The 17846-nt window shown below is 51.5% G+C and carries 16 protein-coding genes, 1 tRNA gene and 1 pseudogene; 4 read left to right on the forward strand and 14 right to left on the reverse strand.

The annotated features are described in order from the left end of the window. The first annotated feature begins 14 nt into the window (after positions 1-14). Positions 15-1163: a DmpA family aminopeptidase gene (locus GBK04_RS11885; protein WP_152759934.1), complete on the forward strand. Its 1149-nt coding sequence runs from the start codon at positions 15-17 to the stop codon at positions 1161-1163. 72 nt (positions 1164-1235) lie between these two features. After that, positions 1236-1763, forward strand: coding sequence for a DinB family protein (locus GBK04_RS11890; protein ID WP_152759936.1), 528 nt, complete (start codon positions 1236-1238; stop codon positions 1761-1763). A gap of 127 nt (positions 1764-1890) precedes the next feature. On the opposite strand, the gene GBK04_RS11895 is transcribed toward GBK04_RS11890, so the two are convergent. Continuing rightward, entirely contained in the window at positions 1891-3192 is a 1302-nt protein-coding gene (locus tag GBK04_RS11895; protein WP_373330912.1) for a dienelactone hydrolase family protein, read from the reverse strand. 150 nt (positions 3193-3342) lie between these two features. Further along, positions 3343-3415: transfer RNA gene (locus tag GBK04_RS11900), tRNA-Met, on the reverse strand. A 98-nt stretch (positions 3416-3513) separates the two neighbouring features. Here GBK04_RS11900 and era point away from each other — a divergent pair. Both era and der read left to right on the forward strand, forming a co-directional pair. Next, positions 3514-4437, forward strand: a complete 924-nt coding sequence (gene era, locus GBK04_RS11905; protein ID WP_152759938.1) for a GTPase Era — start codon at positions 3514-3516, stop codon at positions 4435-4437. A gap of 131 nt (positions 4438-4568) precedes the next feature. Beyond that, positions 4569-5879 (forward strand): ribosome biogenesis GTPase Der, encoded by a 1311-nt coding sequence (gene der / locus GBK04_RS11910; RefSeq protein ID WP_152759940.1) that lies wholly within the window; start codon positions 4569-4571, stop codon positions 5877-5879. On the opposite strand, the gene GBK04_RS11915 is transcribed toward der, so the two are convergent. From GBK04_RS11915 to GBK04_RS11970, 12 genes and pseudogenes are all read right to left on the reverse strand, one after another. Then, positions 5854-6375, reverse strand: coding sequence for a (deoxy)nucleoside triphosphate pyrophosphohydrolase (locus GBK04_RS11915; RefSeq protein ID WP_152759942.1), 522 nt, complete (start codon positions 6373-6375; stop codon positions 5854-5856). The genes der and GBK04_RS11915 overlap by 26 nt on opposite strands. A 143-nt stretch (positions 6376-6518) precedes the next feature. After that, a pseudogene (gene ruvB / locus GBK04_RS11920) lies at positions 6519-7543 on the reverse strand (Holliday junction branch migration DNA helicase RuvB). A 152-nt stretch (positions 7544-7695) separates the two neighbouring features. Then, on the reverse strand, positions 7696-8046 hold the full coding sequence (locus tag GBK04_RS11925; protein ID WP_152759944.1) for a YtxH domain-containing protein: 351 nt from the start codon (positions 8044-8046) through the stop codon (positions 7696-7698). Positions 8047-8239: 193 nt separating this feature from the next. Then, complete coding sequence (locus GBK04_RS11930) at positions 8240-9622, reverse strand: leucine-rich repeat domain-containing protein (protein ID WP_152759946.1); 1383 nt, start codon at positions 9620-9622, stop codon at positions 8240-8242. A 124-nt stretch (positions 9623-9746) separates the two neighbouring features. After that, positions 9747-10745, reverse strand: coding sequence for an AAA family ATPase (locus GBK04_RS11935; RefSeq protein ID WP_152759948.1), 999 nt, complete (start codon positions 10743-10745; stop codon positions 9747-9749). An 87-nt stretch (positions 10746-10832) separates the two neighbouring features. Next, positions 10833-11279: a DUF1572 family protein gene (locus GBK04_RS11940; protein WP_152759950.1), complete on the reverse strand. Its 447-nt coding sequence runs from the start codon at positions 11277-11279 to the stop codon at positions 10833-10835. Next, positions 11273-11731 (reverse strand): DinB family protein, encoded by a 459-nt coding sequence (locus GBK04_RS11945; protein ID WP_152759952.1) that lies wholly within the window; start codon positions 11729-11731, stop codon positions 11273-11275. The genes GBK04_RS11940 and GBK04_RS11945 overlap by 7 nt, the downstream gene beginning before the upstream one ends. Before the next feature lie 56 nt (positions 11732-11787). Beyond that, positions 11788-12405: a DUF4159 domain-containing protein gene (locus GBK04_RS11950; RefSeq protein WP_152759954.1), complete on the reverse strand. Its 618-nt coding sequence runs from the start codon at positions 12403-12405 to the stop codon at positions 11788-11790. Between the two features lie 84 nt (positions 12406-12489). Next, the gene (locus GBK04_RS11955; RefSeq protein ID WP_152759956.1) at positions 12490-13161 is read right to left on the reverse strand and encodes a Uma2 family endonuclease; all 672 of its coding nucleotides are present in this window, start codon (positions 13159-13161) and stop codon (positions 12490-12492) included. A 126-nt stretch (positions 13162-13287) separates the two neighbouring features. Beyond that, a complete protein-coding gene (locus GBK04_RS11960; RefSeq protein WP_152759958.1) occupies positions 13288-14625 on the reverse strand; it encodes a TldD/PmbA family protein in 1338 nt (445 codons plus the stop codon). A gap of 6 nt (positions 14626-14631) precedes the next feature. Continuing rightward, positions 14632-16272: a TldD/PmbA family protein gene (locus tag GBK04_RS11965; RefSeq protein ID WP_152759960.1), complete on the reverse strand. Its 1641-nt coding sequence runs from the start codon at positions 16270-16272 to the stop codon at positions 14632-14634. Positions 16273-16459: 187 nt separating this feature from the next. Then, positions 16460-17809 carry a TldD/PmbA family protein gene (locus GBK04_RS11970; RefSeq protein ID WP_152759962.1) on the reverse strand — a complete coding sequence of 450 codons (1350 nt, stop codon included), beginning with the start codon at positions 17807-17809 and terminating at the stop codon, positions 16460-16462. Positions 17810-17846: the final 37 nt, after the last annotated feature.

The following is a 17846-nucleotide window of genomic DNA, read 5'->3' on the forward strand; positions in this document are numbered from 1 at the left end:
AGTTCTTTTACCCCATGAAGCTAGTTTCAATTCCGTTCAGGGGTTCGTTTCTACTAACTGCTTTCCTCCACTTCTTTCTCGTGACAGGTACCTCCGCCCAACTCCGTCCCCGCGCTCAGGGTATAAAAATCGGCGTGCTTCCCATCGGCACGTACAACGCCATTACTGACGTAGCCGGTGTGAAGGTAGGGCAGGTAACTTTAGTACAAGGGCAGGACGTGCGCACGGGCGTGACAGCCATTCTACCGCACGACGGCAACGTATTCCAGCAGAAAGTCCCGGCGGCGGTATACGTAGGCAATGGCTTCGGCAAGCTGGCGGGGTCTACGCAAGTGGAGGAGCTAGGTACCCTCGAAACACCCATTATATTGACCAATACCCTTAGCGTTCCGACGGCCGCCGATGCATTGATTGACTGGACCTTGCAACAGGCTGGCAACGAAAAAGTACGCTCGGTGAATCCACTGGTAGGCGAAACCAACGATGGCGGGTTAAACGATATCCGGGGACGCCACGTAAAAAAAGAACACGTGCTGCAAGCAATTCAAAAAGCCCAAAGCGGTGCCGTAGCCGAAGGGAACGTGGGTGCTGGTACGGGTACCGTGGCCTTTGGCTGGAAGGGAGGGATAGGTACTTCCTCGCGCAAATTGCCCGAAAAACTTGGCGGCTACACCGTGGGGGTACTGGTACAAACCAACTTTGGCGGAGTCTTGCAAATCAACGGGGTACCCGTAGGTGAAGAGCTCGGGCAATATTCGTTTAAGGAAACGCTGGACAAATCGTCGGACGGCTCTTGCATGATGATCGTAGCGACGGACGCGCCCCTCGACGCGCGTAACCTGAAACGCCTGGCCAAACGCGCTATCATGGGTCTGGCCCGAACGGGCGGCATCGCTTCCAACGGCAGCGGCGACTACGTCGTCGCTTTTTCAACGGCCTATCGCATTCCTTATGAAGCTACCCAACCCACGTCAGCCGTGACCTTGCTGCATAACGACTATGTGTCGCCGCTGTTTTTGGCCGCCATTGAAGCTACCGAAGAAGCCATCGTCAACTCTCTTTTCATGGCCGAAACTACTTCGGGTACCCAGGGACATACCATACAGGCATTGCCCAGGGAGAAAGTACTGGATCTGATGAAAAAATATGGCCGGATAAAATGAAAGGTACCTTAAACCAGGTACTTAGAAAATTGCGTATCTTGGTAGCTTATACGTTCACCAACCCTAATTTCCATGAAAATCCTTTCTATCTCACTCGTTTTAGTAGCCGCCTTCCTGGGCTTGAGCAGTTTTCAGCCTGCTGGCTCGGTGTCCCAGATGGTTGCCGACTGGCAGCGCGCCAAAGCCTTCACGCAGGAGTACCTTGACACTATGCCCGCCGACGGGCTCGACTACAAACCTACCCCCGAAATCCGGTCGTTCCGGGAGCAGATGCTACACCTGGCCAATGGCAATTTCAATTTTGCGTCCGCTGCGTCGGGTAAAGCCAATCCGTACCAAGGCAAGAATTTGGAAAAAGAAGATTTCACCACCAAGGAATCTCTGACGAAAATAGTGAACGAAAGCTACGACTTCATGCTTGCTTCGCTGGATGGTCTTTCTGATGCCGACATGGACGCATCCGTCAAACTTTTCGGCCGCGACATGACCCGCGGGCTTGCTTACGCCAAGGCCTTCGAGCACCAGACCCATCACCGCGGACAGGCCACGATTTATATTCGGATGAAGGGCGTCAAGCCACCGAACGAGAAGCTGTTCTAAGTTTTCTCGATTTGTCCATTAGGGCAGGCGGCATATTTGCCGCTCGCTTTTTTTGTATTGGAGAGCTGCCTACATTTTTCCAGCAAAATAGCTGGAAACCCTTCCATTTATCAATTGACCACCATCTTCACATCAGCCACCGATCGAACCACGCGAAGGCATCGGCCTGCATGGCCGCATCGAACTTGTGTTCTCCGTCGTAGAACTTAGCCTGATATGCATCGTCGGCCCCGGCGATCTGATATACTTCGCGCAGAATTTCGTCGCTTTTCTTCATTTCGGATAGCGTGTAGAGTTGATCCTGATTGTTGTTCAACACCAGAGTAGGTAGGGGTACCCTCAGGCCCAGGATTTCGGGAAATTCAAAGAAATTGGGCAGAAGCGGCGTATAGATCATCCAGGTGTGGGTGTAGGCCTTATGCAGCAGGAAATCATTCCAGGTAGACATGAAGCCCACAGGAACCGCGCACTTGATGCGCGCGTCGAGGCCACCCAGGTACACTGTCCGCAAGCCCCCACCCGATAGGCCCATGCAACCCAGACGTTGGCTGTCTACTCCGGGCCTCTGACTTAGAATGGTCAGTGCCATCTGATCCTCGGCCAGTGTGACACCCGGCCAGGTGGTACCTGCGCAGAAAAGTGATTTGGACATCACGTGTTCATGGTCGGCAGCCCAGTCGTTATAAGCGGCGATCTCTTCGGGGGTACGGATATCGACATCCTGCCTATCGGAGTCTTTCAAGGTACCCCAGGGAATACCCGATACATCCTCATAATGCACACGTCGGCTACCAAATGTGAAAGTGTCCGGCACCAGCACCACGTAGCCGCGCTTCGCTACTTCGTTGGCCCACGCCCGTCCCTCGTAGTAGTGGGCCTGATGTGCCTCCATGAGCGGGTGCTGTGCATCGGAGGTGCGGGTGATTTTGTCTTTGCCAAAGTATTTGTTTCCCCCGTGGTCGTGCAGGCCCAGAATAGCCGGTAGCTTTTTGTTCGAGCCTTCGGGCTTCAGTAGAATTGCCTGGGTAGGTCGCCCGTAGGGTAGTTGCCACGACAATTCCTCGATTTCGACGCCGTCGTAGGTATACTTTCTTTCTACCGTTACCTTGGGTAGAGGACCCAGGGCGGGTTTCGCCACGAGTTCCAGCGCTTTGGCCGTCGCTTCTTTTCGCCAGGTCGCCAGTTTCTTATTCCGATTGGCCCGTAGCGATAACGCGGGCGGGTCACCTCGCAGCCCGGCTGCCCAGGCACCGTACTGACCAATAATACTTTGGGAGTTGTCAGGCAGGTGCATAGCAGATGTTTTTGAGGATTTATAATCTGATATTTCGAAAGGTGCTAAGGAACCCACAAAAGGCGCGGCAGCGACCAATCCGATGGAGGATTTTACAAAATCGCGGCGCGAAGTGGGGTTGTTGTCTTTTTTCATCGAAGTCTTTCTCTAAAAAGTGAAATCTCCGGAAATCTATTGGGGAAAGATTAATGCTATCTTCAAAAAAAGTACAAACCAGCGGCCTTTAGCCTTTTGGGCGGTTCGAACCATAAAAAAAAGCCTCAGATTTTTCTGAGGCTTTTACTGTAGCGGGAGCTGGACTCGAACCAGCGACCTTTGGGTTATGAGCCCAACGAGCTACCAACTGCTCCATCCCGCGCCATTGAATTGGACTGCAAATATAGCGGTCTGTTTCATTTAAAAAAACTATCTTTGCAAAAAAAACATTTTTCTGGTATTCAAAATACCTGATCACCTATGTCAGAAACTACTCCTGAAATCACGCTGCCCGCATTCCGGGCGGGTTTTGTGAGCATTATTGGTCGGCCCAACGTGGGCAAATCCACGCTCATGAACATATTGGTAGGCGAAAAGCTCTCCATTATTACCTCTAAGGCCCAAACCACCCGGCACCGCATTATGGGTATCCTCAACGGTACCCATGAAGGTACCCCCTTCCAGTTAATCTACTCTGATACGCCCGGTGTAGTGACACCCGCTTACAAGCTGCACGACTCCATGATGACCTTCGTGAAAGGCTCACTGGAAGATGCCGACGTAGTGTTGTTCGTAACCGAAATTGGGGAAAAAAGCGCTGAGCACGATGTGGTTCCGTTGCTAAAGCGTACTGACTCCCCCATCGTAGTGGTACTGAATAAAATTGACCTGTCTGATCAGGCTACTGTAGATGCGAAAATGGAAGAGTGGCAGCAAGCCTTGCAACCCGCCGCCATCATCCCCATATCGGCCCTCCACAACGCCAACGTAGAAACGCTGTTTCATACCGTGGTGACTCGTCTGCCGGAGCACCCACCCTATTTTGCCGAAGACGAACTTACTGACAAGCCCGAGCGTTTCTTTGCTTCGGAAATCATCCGGGAAAAGATTTTTCTCAACTACCGCCAGGAAATCCCGTATAGCAGTGAAGTGGTGGTGACGGAATTCAAGGAAAAAGAAGACATTATCGTAATCCGGGCCGAAATCATGGTGGAACGCAAGAGTCAGCGGGGCATCCTGATTGGCGATAAAGGCTCCATGATGAAAAAGGTAGGTATTCAGGCCCGGCAGGATCTGGAAGCTTTCTTCGGCAAGAAAGTATTCCTGGAAACATTTGTAAAAGTAGAGCCCAACTGGCGAAGCAAAGACGACAAGTTGCGGCAGTTTGGGTATAACGAGAAATAATTGTGACGGCGCGGCCGCGCGTCGTACCGGCGCCAAGACGGCAGTCCGCGCTGGGGTTGAAGGATTGAGTGAATATTAATTGGTTATTTTTCATTCTCTCATTCGATCAAGCTATCATTCAAAATTGACACATGGCAAATATAGTATCTATTGTAGGGCGCCCGAATGTGGGTAAATCTACACTTTTTAACCGTCTCATCGAAGAACGGAAGGCGATTATGGACAATCAGAGCGGCGTGACCCGCGACCGCCACTATGGCTACGCCGAATGGAACGGCCAACATTTCACCGTCATCGATACGGGCGGCTACGTGGTGGGTTCGGATGATATTTTTGAAGGCGCTATCCGCGATCAGGTGCAGCTGGCCATCGAAGAATCGACGGTGGTACTTTTCATGGTGGACTGCATGAGCGGATTGACCGAACTCGACAAGGAATTTGCCAACGTGCTGCGTCGCTATAAAAAACCAGTATTCCTGGTTGCCAACAAAGCCGAATCGATCGAGCGGTACCAGTCGTCCGGCGAGTTTTATGAGCTGGGTATGGGCGAGCTGATTTATCCCATCTCCTCCCAAACGGGCTACGGAACGGGCGATTTGCTCGACGAAGTTGTGAAGTATTTTGATACCCCCGGCGTTGAAAACCCCGAGGAGGGCATCCCGCGCATTGCGATTGTAGGTAGGCCAAACGTGGGCAAGTCATCTTTCCTGAATGTACTGACGGGTACTGAACGCAGCATCGTAACCAACATTGCGGGTACCACCCGCGATGCTATCCATACGCCCTACAAGGCTTTCGGGCGCGAATATATCCTGATCGATACGGCCGGGATGCGGCGAAAGGCCAAGGTCAAGGAAGATATTGAATTTTATTCTACGATCCGCTCTGTCAAAGCGGTGGAAGAATCGGATGTGTGCATCATGATGCTGGATGCCGAAAATGGGCTGGAAGGCCAGGACATGACGCTCATCGGACAAGCCGACAAGGCCAAAAAGGGCATTGTCATCATGGTCAATAAGTGGGATTTGATCGAGAAGGATTCCAAGACGGCAGATCAGCTGAAAAAGGAGATGCTGGAACGCCTGGCTCCGATGAACTATATGCCGATTATCTTCGCCTCAGTTCTTGAAAAGCAGCGCATTTTCCAGGTGATGGAGAAGGCGATGGAAGTATATGAAAACAAGAGCCGTAAGATTACGACTTCGAAGCTCAACGACGTCATGCAGGAGGAAATCAAGAAGTACCCTCCCCCGGCGCAGCGGGGCCGGCACATCAATATCAAGTATATGATTCAGTTGCCGACGCCCTCACCTACGTTTGTGTTTTTCTGCAACTACCCCAAGCTCATCAAGGAACCCTACATGCGGTACCTCGAGAACCGCATGCGCGAGCATTTTGATTTTACGGGGGTACCTATCACTCTATTTTTCCGGGAGAAGTAGGGAAAATATCCGGCTTCCGGCGATTCAGTCTTTGTATGGGCCTGATGCGCCGGCCGGCCAGGTGTTCGAAGTAGTTCTGTAGCACGTCCCGATCGGCTTCGGCCCAGTCAAGGGCGGGTAGCTCATCGGGTGTGAGCCAAAAAATCTGTTCGTGTTCAGTGAGTATAATTTCGTCGGTAACGAGCTGGCATATAAAGGGTACCAGCTGGATCATACGCCCGATATCATCACGGTTTGTTACGGGCAACCGATCCTCAACCACTACTTCCACGCTCAATTCTTCGCGTATTTCCCGCACAAGGCATTCTACCTCGCTTTCACCTTCTTCAAGTTTTCCGCCCGGAAATTCCCACTTCATGGGTAGAGAGCCATGGGCGCTCCGCTGAGCGGCAAGTACCTTGCCTCCACGCTCAATAATGGCGCAGGGTACCTTTACAAGTGGTTTTTTTATTAAATCCGACACTAACACGATCCTTTCCTGATTTTTGTGCTGCAAAAGTACGATAAGTACGTGTTAGGATAACGTTAAGTTTTGGGGAAACGGTAAAAACGGTGAATGGTTAAAAGTAAGCGATCGGTCAACAATAAAATACTCGAGCAAAAAACTGCTGATCCTTTGGCTTTTACCAAAATTTTCAACTAGAACAATTCCCCGGTCCGGTGACGGGGTAGGATACCCAGGTGCCGATAGGCCTTTTCAGTGGCCTCCCGACCGCGTGCAGTCCGCTTAAGGTACCCCTCCTGAATCAGAAACGGCTCATATACCTCTTCGATCGTCTCGGCTTCCTCGCTGCAGGCTGTGGCTATGGTGGATAAGCCCACAGGACCGCCCTTGAATTTTTCGATGATGGTTGTCAAGATACGGTTGTCCATTTCGTCGAGTCCATTCTGATCCACATCCAGAGCCGTCAAAGCCATCTCGGCAATGGGAACGGTAATATGCCCCCTGCCTTTTACCTGGGCAAAATCGCGGGTACGCCGTAGCAAATTGTTGGCGATCCGGGGGTACCCCGGCTCCGGCGGGCTATTTCGTAGGCAGCTTCTTCATCGATGGGTGAGCCCAACAGATCGGCTGATCGCAGGACGATGGTCGTCAGCAGCTTAGCATCGTAGTATTCCAGGCGGGCGTTGATCCCAAACCGGGCCCGCAGGGGTGAGGTGAGCAAGCCGGCGCGGGTGGTGGCACCTACCAGCGTGAAGGGGTTGAGGCCAATCTGCACGGAGCGGGCATTAGGGCCACTATCGAGCATGATGTCGATCTTGTAATCTTCCATGGCCGAATACAGGTACTCCTCCACGATGGGGTTCAGGCGGTGGATTTCGTCAATGAACAGCACGTCGTGGGGTTGCAGATTCGTCAACAGCCCGGCCAGGTCGCTGGGTTTGTCCATCACCGGGCCCGAAGTGACCTTGATGTTCGCGCCCAACTCGTTGGCCACAATGTGTGAGAGCGTGGTTTTGCCCAGGCCGGGCGGGCCATGCAGCAGTACGTGGTCCAGCGCATCGCCGCGCTGCCGGGCCGCCTTCACGAAAATCTTTAGGTTTTCCAGAATCTTTTCCTGCCCCGTAAAATCTTCAAACGAGAGGGGACGCAACGCCCGTTCAATCTCTTTTTCCGTTGAAGACATACCTTCGCCCTCACCGCTTATATAATCCTTGCGCATAGTATTTTCGATCATTCATGAAGTTCAAAAATACGGATTTTTGGCGGTAAAGTGATGACTGTGGAGAAGTGTTGAATGCCTCATGGCCGAACTAACGAAAGAAGCCGGGCTGAAAAGTCCGGCTTCTTCAAATAATCATCTTCTTAGGTACCTCAGATTTTCAGATTCTCTTCCGCCGTATCGACGCCTGCTTTGGTAGCATCCGCCAGATCGTCCACTTTGTCGTTGTACCGGTTGCGGACAAATTCTTTGGTTTGGTTGGCCTCGTGCTTATACTGGTCAAACTTGTCCTGTGCCTTATCAGCCAATTCGTTTGTTGATATACCCACTTGTGATTTTACATCTTCGATGAGTCCGGTTATTTGGGTTTTTGCTTCATCCCATTGGTCCTTCATACCATTCATCGTATCGGACAGTTGCTCGCGGGTTTCCTTACCCGAGCGGGGGGCGGTCAGATAGCCGATTGCTATACCGGCTGCTAGTCCTCTCAGAAAATTTTTCATGATTTCTATATTCGTTTAAAAGTGTTTTTATTAATCCAGTGCCTATTACTTCATTAAAATTTTGCCAGCTGGATAACACTATTTAAACATCCTGATTATCAAACCAATACAAATACAGAAACAAACCTTGCCTGCGCTTAATTCAGAAAAATGGGGCACAATCACCTCATTTTTCCTGGAATTGAGCCATAGATCAATAGAACACCTCTGTTGGTTTCTTTTCCAATTGTTGAATGTAAGGAAGGTAGGCCTGTTCGGTTTCATTCCGTAAGAAAGGATTCCCGCGCAAGTGCAGTTTTTCCAGATAGCGTGCCTCAGACAATTGTACGGGAAAAGTATTGAGATTGTTACCAGACAAATCCAATTCCCGGAGATTTTGCAGGGCGAGTATTTCGGGAGGTAACGTGCTGAACCAGTTATAGCCCAAATCCAGTAGCTGAAGCTTTTCCAGGCGCGGCATCCGATCGGGTAGAGTACTCAGGTGATTGTGATGGATGTAAAACATTTGCAAATGTTTCAGCCGGTCAATACGCTTCGGCAAGGTAGTAATCTGATTGTGAGCCACGGCCAACTGGTTTAACTTTCGGAGCCTGGTTACGGGTTTTGGCAGCTCGGCGAAAGTATTATAGTACAGGTCCAGCACTTCGAGGCCGCGCAACTTACGGATTCCGCCAGGTAGAGAAGTCAGCTCGCAACCGTACAGATTAAGGTCGTGAAGCGAACGCAATTTACGGAAACTCCGGTTGCTGAATTTCAATTCCTTATTCCCACCCATCCACAGGCTTTCGAGTTCTTTGCAATTCCGGGCCGCATCCGGCACATCCGTCAGGCGATTGGTATGGACATTCAAGATTTTAAGCGAGCGGTTTACAGTCAGTTTTAGTGTCTCCTGACTGAGCATATTTTCACGTAAATCTAGGTTTTTCAACCGGGGCAGCCGCGCCATATCCAGGTCCAGAGCCGTCAACTTGTTTTGGTGCAAGTCCAGCACTTCCAGATTAGGGAAACGATAAATGGCGTCGTAAGGTACCTCCGTCAGATCAAGCTGATGGAGATGCAGCGACTTAATCTTCAAGGTATCCAGCGTGGTGCGGGCGGCTTCGAGGGTACTGATCAGGCTATCGCCGGTACGTACCGTCCGGGGTTGAGGTGGGCGGCCCATGGCCAGTATCCTGTAGAATCTCACTTTTTTACCTCCCAATCCTTTCAACTGCCAGTCTTGCAAAAGGGGCGGCAAAGCGCTTTCGATCAGGTTCTGCAGCGAATCCCGGCCTTCCTTTACCCTGGCTAAATCATACAGCACATAGTCAATAGAACCTGATTCATTGACATATACCCCGTACGTCAGCAGGTAATTTGTTAAGGTAGTTTTACTCAGCGCTTTTCGGATCAGCGTATCCAGATTTTGGCCAATTTGGATTGCCCCCGCTATACCATTGGTACTCGTATAGGCGGTGGCTAGTTGGTCTTCGGTTATTCCCTCATGTTTGAGACCTTCGTGTGACAGTACTTTCGGTTGTGCATAAAGAAGGGGCCCGAAAGTAAGGAGCGATACCAGTAAGAGAAGCGTTTTCATAGTTCGGCCCGTTTAGGTGAATAATATTTCTGTAAATATAACTAAATGAATAGTTATTGCAAGAAATAGTAATTCCTGTATCCAGAAATTGGGAATGCCTGAATATGCGTACCGGTGAAAAGCCTTAAACCTTTATTCCCTTCAATAGCTCCCCAAGCACCCGATCAGGCGTAATCCCTTCGGCTTCGGCCTTGAAATTCAGGGCGATGCGATGTCGAAGGATGGGGTAGGCCAGCGCGTGAATATCGTCGGGTACCACGGAGAAACGGGCGTTCAACACCGCGTTGGCTTTGGCGCATAGTACCAGCGCTTGTCCCGCGCGGGGTCCCGCGCCCCAGTCGCACCATTTCCGCACAAAGTCAGACGGACTCTCCGCCGGACGTGTTGCGCGCACCAGACGATTGATGTAGCTTATCAGCTCGTCGCTGATGTGAACCTGCCGGGTCAGCAGTTGCAAATCCAGAATATCGCGATCGGTCAGGATGGTTTCCAGAGTAGGCTTCGCGGTACCCGTAGTGCTTTTCAATACGTGGAGTTCCTCCTGTTCCGAGGGGTAGTCCAATTTGACGTACAACAGAAAGCGGTCCAATTGGGCCTCAGGCAAGGGGTAGGTACCTGCCTGTTCGATAGGGTTCTGCGTGGCGATGATCAGGAAGGGGCGCGGTAGGGCATAGTCGGTACCCGCGTAGGTTACTTTGCCCTCCTGCATCGCTTCCAGCAGTGCAGCCTGGGTTTTGGGCGGGGTACGGTTGATTTCATCGGCCAGCACGACGTGCGCGAAGAGTGGTCCTTGGTTGAATTTGAAAAACTTCCGGCCCGTTTCGTGGTCCTCTTCCAGAATCTCCGTGCCTACAATGTCGCCCGGCATGAGGTCGGGAGTGAACTGTACGCGCTTGAAACTCATTTCCAACGTTCGGGCCAGGGTACTTACCATCAGGGTTTTGGCCAGCCCCGGTACCCCCTCTAGCAGACAATGGCCGCCTGCCAGCAGCGTAATCAGGATTTCGCTAACCGCCTCCTGCTGCCCGACGATGACTTTGGCAATTTCCTCACGCAGGGCCGGAATTTTGGCAACGAGTGTTTTGAAATGGGCTAATTCCTGGGTAGTGGTGGTAGTATTCAATTTTGATTCAGTAACCGGGTCGCCGGCGCGATGAGAGACAGGTGCGGCTGTCCAGTGATCGATTAGATGTACATTAAAAGAGTTGAATTATTCGTCCAATAGCCTCCGGTGGTAGTTGACCTGTCCGAGGTGATAGGACAGGTGCATCGCTAGATGCACCAGCAGGTACTCGGTCGAAACTTTTTGCTCGAAACGTTGCACCGGACATTCTGCCTGCAATTGCTCGGCAGTTAGCTGCCCAAGGGTGGTGTCGACAATTTTGGCAGTCTCCGTAATTTGCTGGATAAGCTCCGGCCGGGGAACATTTTTTGCCGAAAATTCCAGGTCTCTATCTCTGATATAGCCCGTCGCGCCAAAATCTGCCCCAATAAATGTGTTCAGATTACCTACCAGATGGAGACAAAGATTTCCCGCCGAATTGGCGATATTTTTCTCGACGTACCAGATTTTTTCCTCCTGCTGGTATTGTTCGATCTCGGATTTCAGTTTGGCCAAATCCCGGCTAAACAGGGTTTTTAAGGTATCGATTAGCATACGGTTTTGATTGAGAGGGCTCGCCGGATTTGTACCAAATGGTTCTGATTATGCCAGAGTACTTTGTCGAATTCATCTTTCAGGGTCCGTAATCCAGTCTGACTGTGGATGAACTCCCTTTTTTCCGATCCATCGTAGTGCCGTTCAGCCAGGTAGATCACTGAATCTCTATTTGCCATAAAGAGCGATTTGCTAATTTCCAGCGGAAAGTGCGCATAATCCAAATTCTGCCACCAGAGATCCTGATCGAAGGCCCAGATTACCTGCCGCGGTTCTGCAATCACTCTCTTGATTCTTTCGTGCAAAACGCTCTCAGCATCAGCCAGGTGAACTAGTATTTCCCGGATGCTCCATTTGCCGGGCTCATAAGATTGCAGCAAATCATCGGAATTCAGGTCATAAAATTTCAAAGTCTCTGACTTTGAATCAATCAATGCATCAACGAGGCTCATTATATACTCACTATTTTAGCAGTAATACCACCCTTTATAAGTAACCAGTTCATTCATTAGGCGGTCAGCGCGTACATGATAATATTGACTCCAAACTTGGTATTGTCTTCCGCCAGGAAACGCTTGTTCCGGAAATCGTAGTCCCACTCGCAGCCGTAGTCTTTGTTGCTGTACAGTACCCCGATGCGTCCGTTGACTGTGACTGCTTTGAGGTAGTCATGCACCAGATCGTCGCCCCAGCCGTTGAGCTCGAAAGAAGTTGTAGGGGGACCGTCTTTAAATTTGAAAAAGTTGAAATAAATAGGATGGTCATTGGGAATTTTCTGCAAGGCTTTCGGGCCGAAAGTACGGTCCATTTCCTGTTCAAAAGACTTGGCAAACAGACCGTCGATATCGTGGTTGCAGTCGTCCACGAACACGAATCCGCCGTTGGAAACATACTGCCTGAACGACTCCCGCTCCACTGCCGAAAACTCCACGAGCTTATGCCCGCTGAGGTAGCAAAACGGACTCTTAAAAATTTCGGGGCTACCTAGTTTTACCGTTTTTTCCTGCTCTTCCACCGGCAGGGTTGTGTATTCTACCAGCGAATGCAGGATATTGGAGGGCATCCGCTGATCGGTGTCCCAATCGCCGGAGGTATACTGTAAACGGGTAAAAACAAAAGGTTTCATGCTGGGCTGATCGCCGTTGGCTGATTGTTAGCTTGCGGCTTCATAACCGTTGGAAAATGGTGAGGTAGGTACCTTGTAGCATACCTAGCCAGCCAGTATCTTTTGCAACGCATCCATGTTCATTTTTTTATCAAAAATCGCCCGCACCGGAATCTCGAAACCCGGCACGGCCAAGGCTTTGAGCGTATCGTTTGCGTCATCATATAGTACCGCTACTTTGGCGAATGCCATAGTTCCCTCATCCAATTCATACTGTTCCACTGCCTTGCGGATCGGATCAATGATCCAGTACTCACGCACGCCGTGGGCAGCATAATCTTCAAACTTGACGCCCCGGTCGCGGCCCGTCGTGCTTCGGGAAAGTACCTCCACGATCAAGTCAGGTACCGGGTGCTCCATCTGGTCATCTGTAAAAGAAGCCGCTGTTTCGGCGTTCCAGTAGCAGATATCGGGTTCATAGTCGTTGCGGGTAAGGCCAATAAGGGCTTTTTCAGAATCCACGGCACCCAGGTCATTTTTGTGGACATAGACCCGCAACAGCATTAGCAAATTCTGCGTCGCATCCAGATGACGCCGTTTTACAGGCGAGTGCATAATGACCTCGCCGTTGATGAACTCAGCCTTCACATCGTCGCATAACCACTTCCGAAATGCCTGACGACGCGCAGACTCATTGGCTAAAATTGCCTGTGCCCGCTCAATAACGAGCAGGGCATCAGGCGCTTCCAGAAGATCGTTAATACGGGATTGAAGCATGGAATTTTGGGGTTAAAGATCAATGGGTTAAAAGGTCAACGGTTTTCTGGATGGCAAAAAAATCTTTACCATTAACCCTTCACCTTTTAACCCCAAAAATAAATATTTCTTCTCAGCACCAATCCGCTACACGGCATCCGACAAGCTGGTAAACGTGAATTCTCGGATTTTCATTGGCGGGATCAGGTAATTCTGGTCCGATTCGGTGCTAACGGTGCGTTCGGGCTTGCCGAGGGCTTCCAGGTTGTTGAGCATAATTATCGGACTTTCATTGAAACGGAAGTTTTTGACAGGGTACTTGATGACACCATCTTCGATGAAGAAGGTACCGTCGCGGGTTAGGCCGGTGAGCAGCAGCGTTTGTGGGTCCACGGTACGGATGTACCATAGCTTCGTAACCAGAATTCCGCGCTTGGTGCTTTTGATCATGTCTTCCAGCGACGAGGTACCCCCGGCCATGATGAGGTTGTTGGGAAAAGGCGTGGCTTTCACTCCTTTGTTTTGCGCCCAATACCGCGAGTAGGCCAGATTCTTGACTACCCCTTTTTCGATCCAGTTGGTTTTTTCCTGCGCGCGTCCATCACCCGACCAAGGCGAGGCGGGTAGTTCAGGGTTGGCGGGATCGGAGTAGATCGTCACACGTTCGTCCACGATTTTCTCACCCAGCTTGGTCTTACCGCCCGGCTTGCTCAAAAACGAACGGCCTTCGTCGGCCGAGCGCGCATCGAGGCTGAAAAATATGTTTTCCAATAATACCGATGCGGCGGTCGGTTCCAGAATCACCGTGTACTTGCCGGGTTCCAGCGCCCGTGCTTCTACCGAACCAAGGCATTTCTGGACGGCGATTTGAGTCGCCGTCTGCGTATCGAGTTTGTCGAAATCGCTGAATCCGCGAATGACATAACCTGAGCCTTTGCCATCTTCCGTGCGCACCGTCAGCGAAAAGTTGACGTTCGTACTGGGGTGATAGGCAAAAAGTCCTTTGGAATTCATCATTGCTGAGTACCCCCGCACATCTTCCAGAAAGCCCGCCCCTACCAGTTTTTTATCACGTGTTTGCTTTAGGCTTACGGCTACGGCCTCCGCCCGTCTGTCGGGGTTTATATTGGCCGTAGATTCAAAGAACCCCTTGGATTTCCCGTAGGTCTGTGGTCCCAGCACACCTACGTACTCAGGATTTTCGGGAGCCAGTTGCGCGAGTTCTTCCGAACGACGGACCACTTTTTCCAGGGATGCGTCATCGAATTCGTCAATTGTAGCGGTACCTACCTTCTTGCCAAAAGCCGATTGTACCGCCAGATTCTGGTTGATTAACCCACCACTGGTTGATACTTCGTTGCGGGCGTAACGGATATTACCGCGTTGTTCGCCTAAAATATTCGCTTCGCATTCGTCGGCTTTGGAGAAAGCGAGGACTTTTTGCAGAATGGCCTTGGCCTCTGCTTCGGTTAGGATGATGGACATGGCTACTTATATTTTTCTGGCTGTATTGATTACGTTCACTCCATTGAAGCGGGTCGTCGAACTGCCGTGCGATACCGCGCTCGACTGGCTGGGCTGGCCTTTGCCGTCGAAGAACGAGCCGCCCAATCGGTAGTCGCGATCGTCACAGATCTTGGCGCATGAGTTCCAGAATTCCTGCGTGTTCGACTGGTAGGCTACGTCCTTGAGCATTCCGCCGATTTTTCCATCCTTAATTTCGTAGAAAAGTTGTCCGCCAAACTGGAAGTTGTAGCGCTGCTGATCGATGGAGAACGAACCGTCGCCGATGATATAGACTCCTTTTTCTACATCCTTGATCATGTCATCAACTGACAAAGGCGTTTTCCCCGGTGCGAGCGACACGTTAGCCATACGCTGAAACTGCACTGAACTCCAGCTGTCGGCGTAGCAGCAGCCCTGCGATTCATTTTCGCCAATGATGTGCACCTGGTCGCGGATAGCCTGATAGTTAACCAAGGTACCATCTTTCACCAAGTCCCAACGCTTGGTTTTTACGCCTTCGTCGTCCCAACCGACCGCACCCAGCGAACCAGGTTGTACTTTATCGGCAAAGAGCGTCACCTGAGGACTACCGTACTTGAAATCGCCCGCTTTCCACTTGTCCAGGGTAGCGAATGAAGTTCCGGCAAAGTTGGCCTCATAACCTAGCACCCGATCCAGTTCGAGTGGGTGGCCCACCGACTCGTGAATCGTGAGCCACAGGTGCGAAGGGTCAAGCACCAGATCGTACTTTCCGGCTTCGACCGACTTGGCAGTGAGTTTTTCTTTGGCTTGTTTGGAGGCGGCGGTCACGTCTTCCAGCATATCGTACCCTTTATTGTAGCGGGTCGTAATCCCCTTGATGCTGTCGGTCGGATTGGCCTGCAGGTACTCGTAGCCCATGCCCATCGGCGCGCTGAGCGACTGCCGGGTTTCGAACTTACCACTCTTGGGGTCAATGGCCGTGACGTTAAAAATAGGCCACATCCGGTGAATATCCTGATCGATGTAGGAGCCATCGGTTGAAGCGAAGTACTTCTGCTCATTGACCTGGAAAAGTACGGAATTGACGTAATTGGCCCCGTTTTTCATCGCGGCGTCATTCACCGTAAGCAGCAGATCCACCTTTTCCTTAATGGGTACCTCAAAGGCATTTTTAGTAATGGGCGCCTTCCAGCTCACCTCACCAAAACCTTTCTGCGGAGCCAGTTGTACGGGTTCCTTCATCAATTTGGCATTGGCCTTGGCAATCGCCACGGCTTCTTCGGCAGCTTTGGCGGTCTGGGCTTCGCTTTTGGCATCGACTACCGCAGCAAAGCCCCAGCAACCGTCGGCAATTACCCGTACACCCACACCGTATGACTCGGTGTTGACCAAGTTCTGTACCTTATCTTCGCGCGTCACGACAAACTGGTTGAGGTACCTGCCGATGCGGATATCGGCGTAGGTTGCGCCCTTGGACTTGGCGGCGTTGAGGGCGGCGTCGGCTAGGCGTTTTTTTACGGCGACATCCAGCGCTTTGTCAAGCAAAGCTTCGGGCGTCACCGCGCGGCCCAGTACCGGAATCGTCGGCAGCATGAGGGCGCCCGCGCTCATGCCGGTCAATTGCATAAAGTCTCTTCGATTCATGGCTTCTGAAATTTGAGGGTCTTTTTAAATAATACAGAATTTACTTGGGGTGAATGCAAGTCAGGAATTTAGGGAAAATTACGCTGCCAAGCACTCGTTGCTGGATGTACGGACGGAATTTCAGATAAATGGTGAGCATACGAAAAAGACGGGGTATATCATCTGCCATATACCCCGTCCCTGACCTCTATACCGCGTCCGACAAGCTCGAAAACGTAAAGTCGCGAATCTTCAACGGCGGTACCAGATTGCCGCTGATGCGCTGGGGTACCCCCATCGCTTCCAGGTTATTGAGCATGATGACCGGGCTTTCGTTGAAGCGGAAGTTTTTGACGGGGTACTTGATGACGCCGTTTTCAATATAGAAGGTACCATCGCGGGTGAGGCCTGTGTAGAGTAGCGTTTGCGGGTCCACGGCGCGGATGTACCAGAACCGCGTGACCAGGATACCTTTATCGGTGTTTTTGATCATATCCGCCAGCGACTGCGTGCCGCCCGCCATAATAAAGCCCGAAGGCGGGGGTACCCCTGCCACGCCCTTGGTCTGCGACCAGTAGCGCGAGTAGTACATATTTTTTACCACGCCATTTTCTATCCAGGACACCTTCCCTTGTGGGCGGCCGTCGCTACCGCCGCCGCCGAAGCGTCCCCCACCGCCGCCGCCGAAGGGAGATCCGGGTATTTCGAGGTTCATCGGGTCGGAGTAGATGTTGACACGCTCATCGAATAATTTTTCGCCCAGTCGGGTTTCGCCGCCTTTTTTACTCAAAAAAGAACGGCCCTCGTCGGCGTTGCGGGCGTCCATGCTACCCATCATGTTTTGCAGTAAGTCCACAGCCGCGGCAGGTTCCAGGATCACCGTATACTTGCCGGGTTCCAGCGCGCGGGCATTGACCGAAGCCAATGCTTTCTGCATGGCTACCTCGGTGGCGGATTTAGTGCTGAGTTTGGATACGTCGTTGACGTCGCGGATGGCGTAGCCCGAGCCCAGCCCATCAGCCGTACGGACGGTGATGGAGAAATCTACGGAAGTCGAAGGATTATAGCCAAACAACCCTTTGCTGTTGCCAATGGCACTGAAACCAGCGGAATCCTCAAGGTACCCCGCTGCTACCAGATTTTTCTTGCGGCAGGGATCGAGGCTATCGAATGCCGCCTGAGCCCGGTAGTCGGGCGTAATGTTGGCTGTGGACTGCGCAAAGCTTTTCGGTTCCAGGTAGGTTTGGGGACCGAGCATGGGAACATACTCGGGATTTTCGGGTGCCAATTGCGCGATTTCCTCGGCCCGGCGTACGGTTTTTTCCAGCGAAGCATCATCGAACTCGTTGATCGTGGCCGTACCCGATTTCTTGCCGAACACTGCCGTACCGGCCAGCGACAGGTTGTTGGTTTCGCCGCTGGTACTTACTGAGTTGCGGGCGTAGCGGATGTTGCCCGTCCGGTTGCCACTCAGGCCCACACTCATTTCGTCGGCCTTGGAGTACGACAGGACTTTATCTATAATTTTCTTTGCTTCTGCTCTAGTTAAGGTAGCCATTTTTATTCAGTTGACAATTGACAGTTGAAAGTGGACA

This window comes from Salmonirosea aquatica (assembly GCF_009296315.1).
Taxonomy (GTDB): Bacteria; Bacteroidota; Bacteroidia; order Cytophagales; family Spirosomataceae; genus Salmonirosea; species Salmonirosea aquatica.

Excerpts from the sequence above, each read along its gene's own strand:
- era (WP_152759938.1), top strand. The coding sequence starts at position 3,514 with ATGTCAGAAACTACTCCTGAAATCACGCTGCCCGCATTCCGGGCGGGT.
- GBK04_RS11940 (WP_152759950.1), bottom strand. The coding sequence starts at position 11,279 with ATGCTAATCGATACCTTAAAAACCCTGTTTAGCCGGGATTTGGCCAAA.
- GBK04_RS11955 (WP_152759956.1), bottom strand. The coding sequence starts at position 13,161 with ATGCTTCAATCCCGTATTAACGATCTTCTGGAAGCGCCTGATGCCCTG.
- GBK04_RS11965 (WP_152759960.1), bottom strand. The coding sequence starts at position 16,272 with ATGAATCGAAGAGACTTTATGCAATTGACCGGCATGAGCGCGGGCGCC.
- GBK04_RS11950 (WP_152759954.1), bottom strand. The coding sequence starts at position 12,405 with ATGAAACCTTTTGTTTTTACCCGTTTACAGTATACCTCCGGCGATTGG.
- GBK04_RS11970 (WP_152759962.1), bottom strand. The coding sequence starts at position 17,809 with ATGGCTACCTTAACTAGAGCAGAAGCAAAGAAAATTATAGATAAAGTC.
- GBK04_RS11885 (WP_152759934.1), top strand. The coding sequence starts at position 15 with ATGAAGCTAGTTTCAATTCCGTTCAGGGGTTCGTTTCTACTAACTGCT.
- GBK04_RS11890 (WP_152759936.1), top strand. The coding sequence starts at position 1,236 with ATGAAAATCCTTTCTATCTCACTCGTTTTAGTAGCCGCCTTCCTGGGC.
- der (WP_152759940.1), top strand. The coding sequence starts at position 4,569 with ATGGCAAATATAGTATCTATTGTAGGGCGCCCGAATGTGGGTAAATCT.
- GBK04_RS11945 (WP_152759952.1), bottom strand. The coding sequence starts at position 11,731 with ATGAGCCTCGTTGATGCATTGATTGATTCAAAGTCAGAGACTTTGAAA.
- GBK04_RS11960 (WP_152759958.1), bottom strand. The coding sequence starts at position 14,625 with ATGTCCATCATCCTAACCGAAGCAGAGGCCAAGGCCATTCTGCAAAAA.
- GBK04_RS11925 (WP_152759944.1), bottom strand. The coding sequence starts at position 8,046 with ATGAAAAATTTTCTGAGAGGACTAGCAGCCGGTATAGCAATCGGCTAT.
- GBK04_RS11895 (WP_373330912.1), bottom strand. The coding sequence starts at position 3,192 with ATGAAAAAAGACAACAACCCCACTTCGCGCCGCGATTTTGTAAAATCC.
- GBK04_RS11930 (WP_152759946.1), bottom strand. The coding sequence starts at position 9,622 with ATGAAAACGCTTCTCTTACTGGTATCGCTCCTTACTTTCGGGCCCCTT.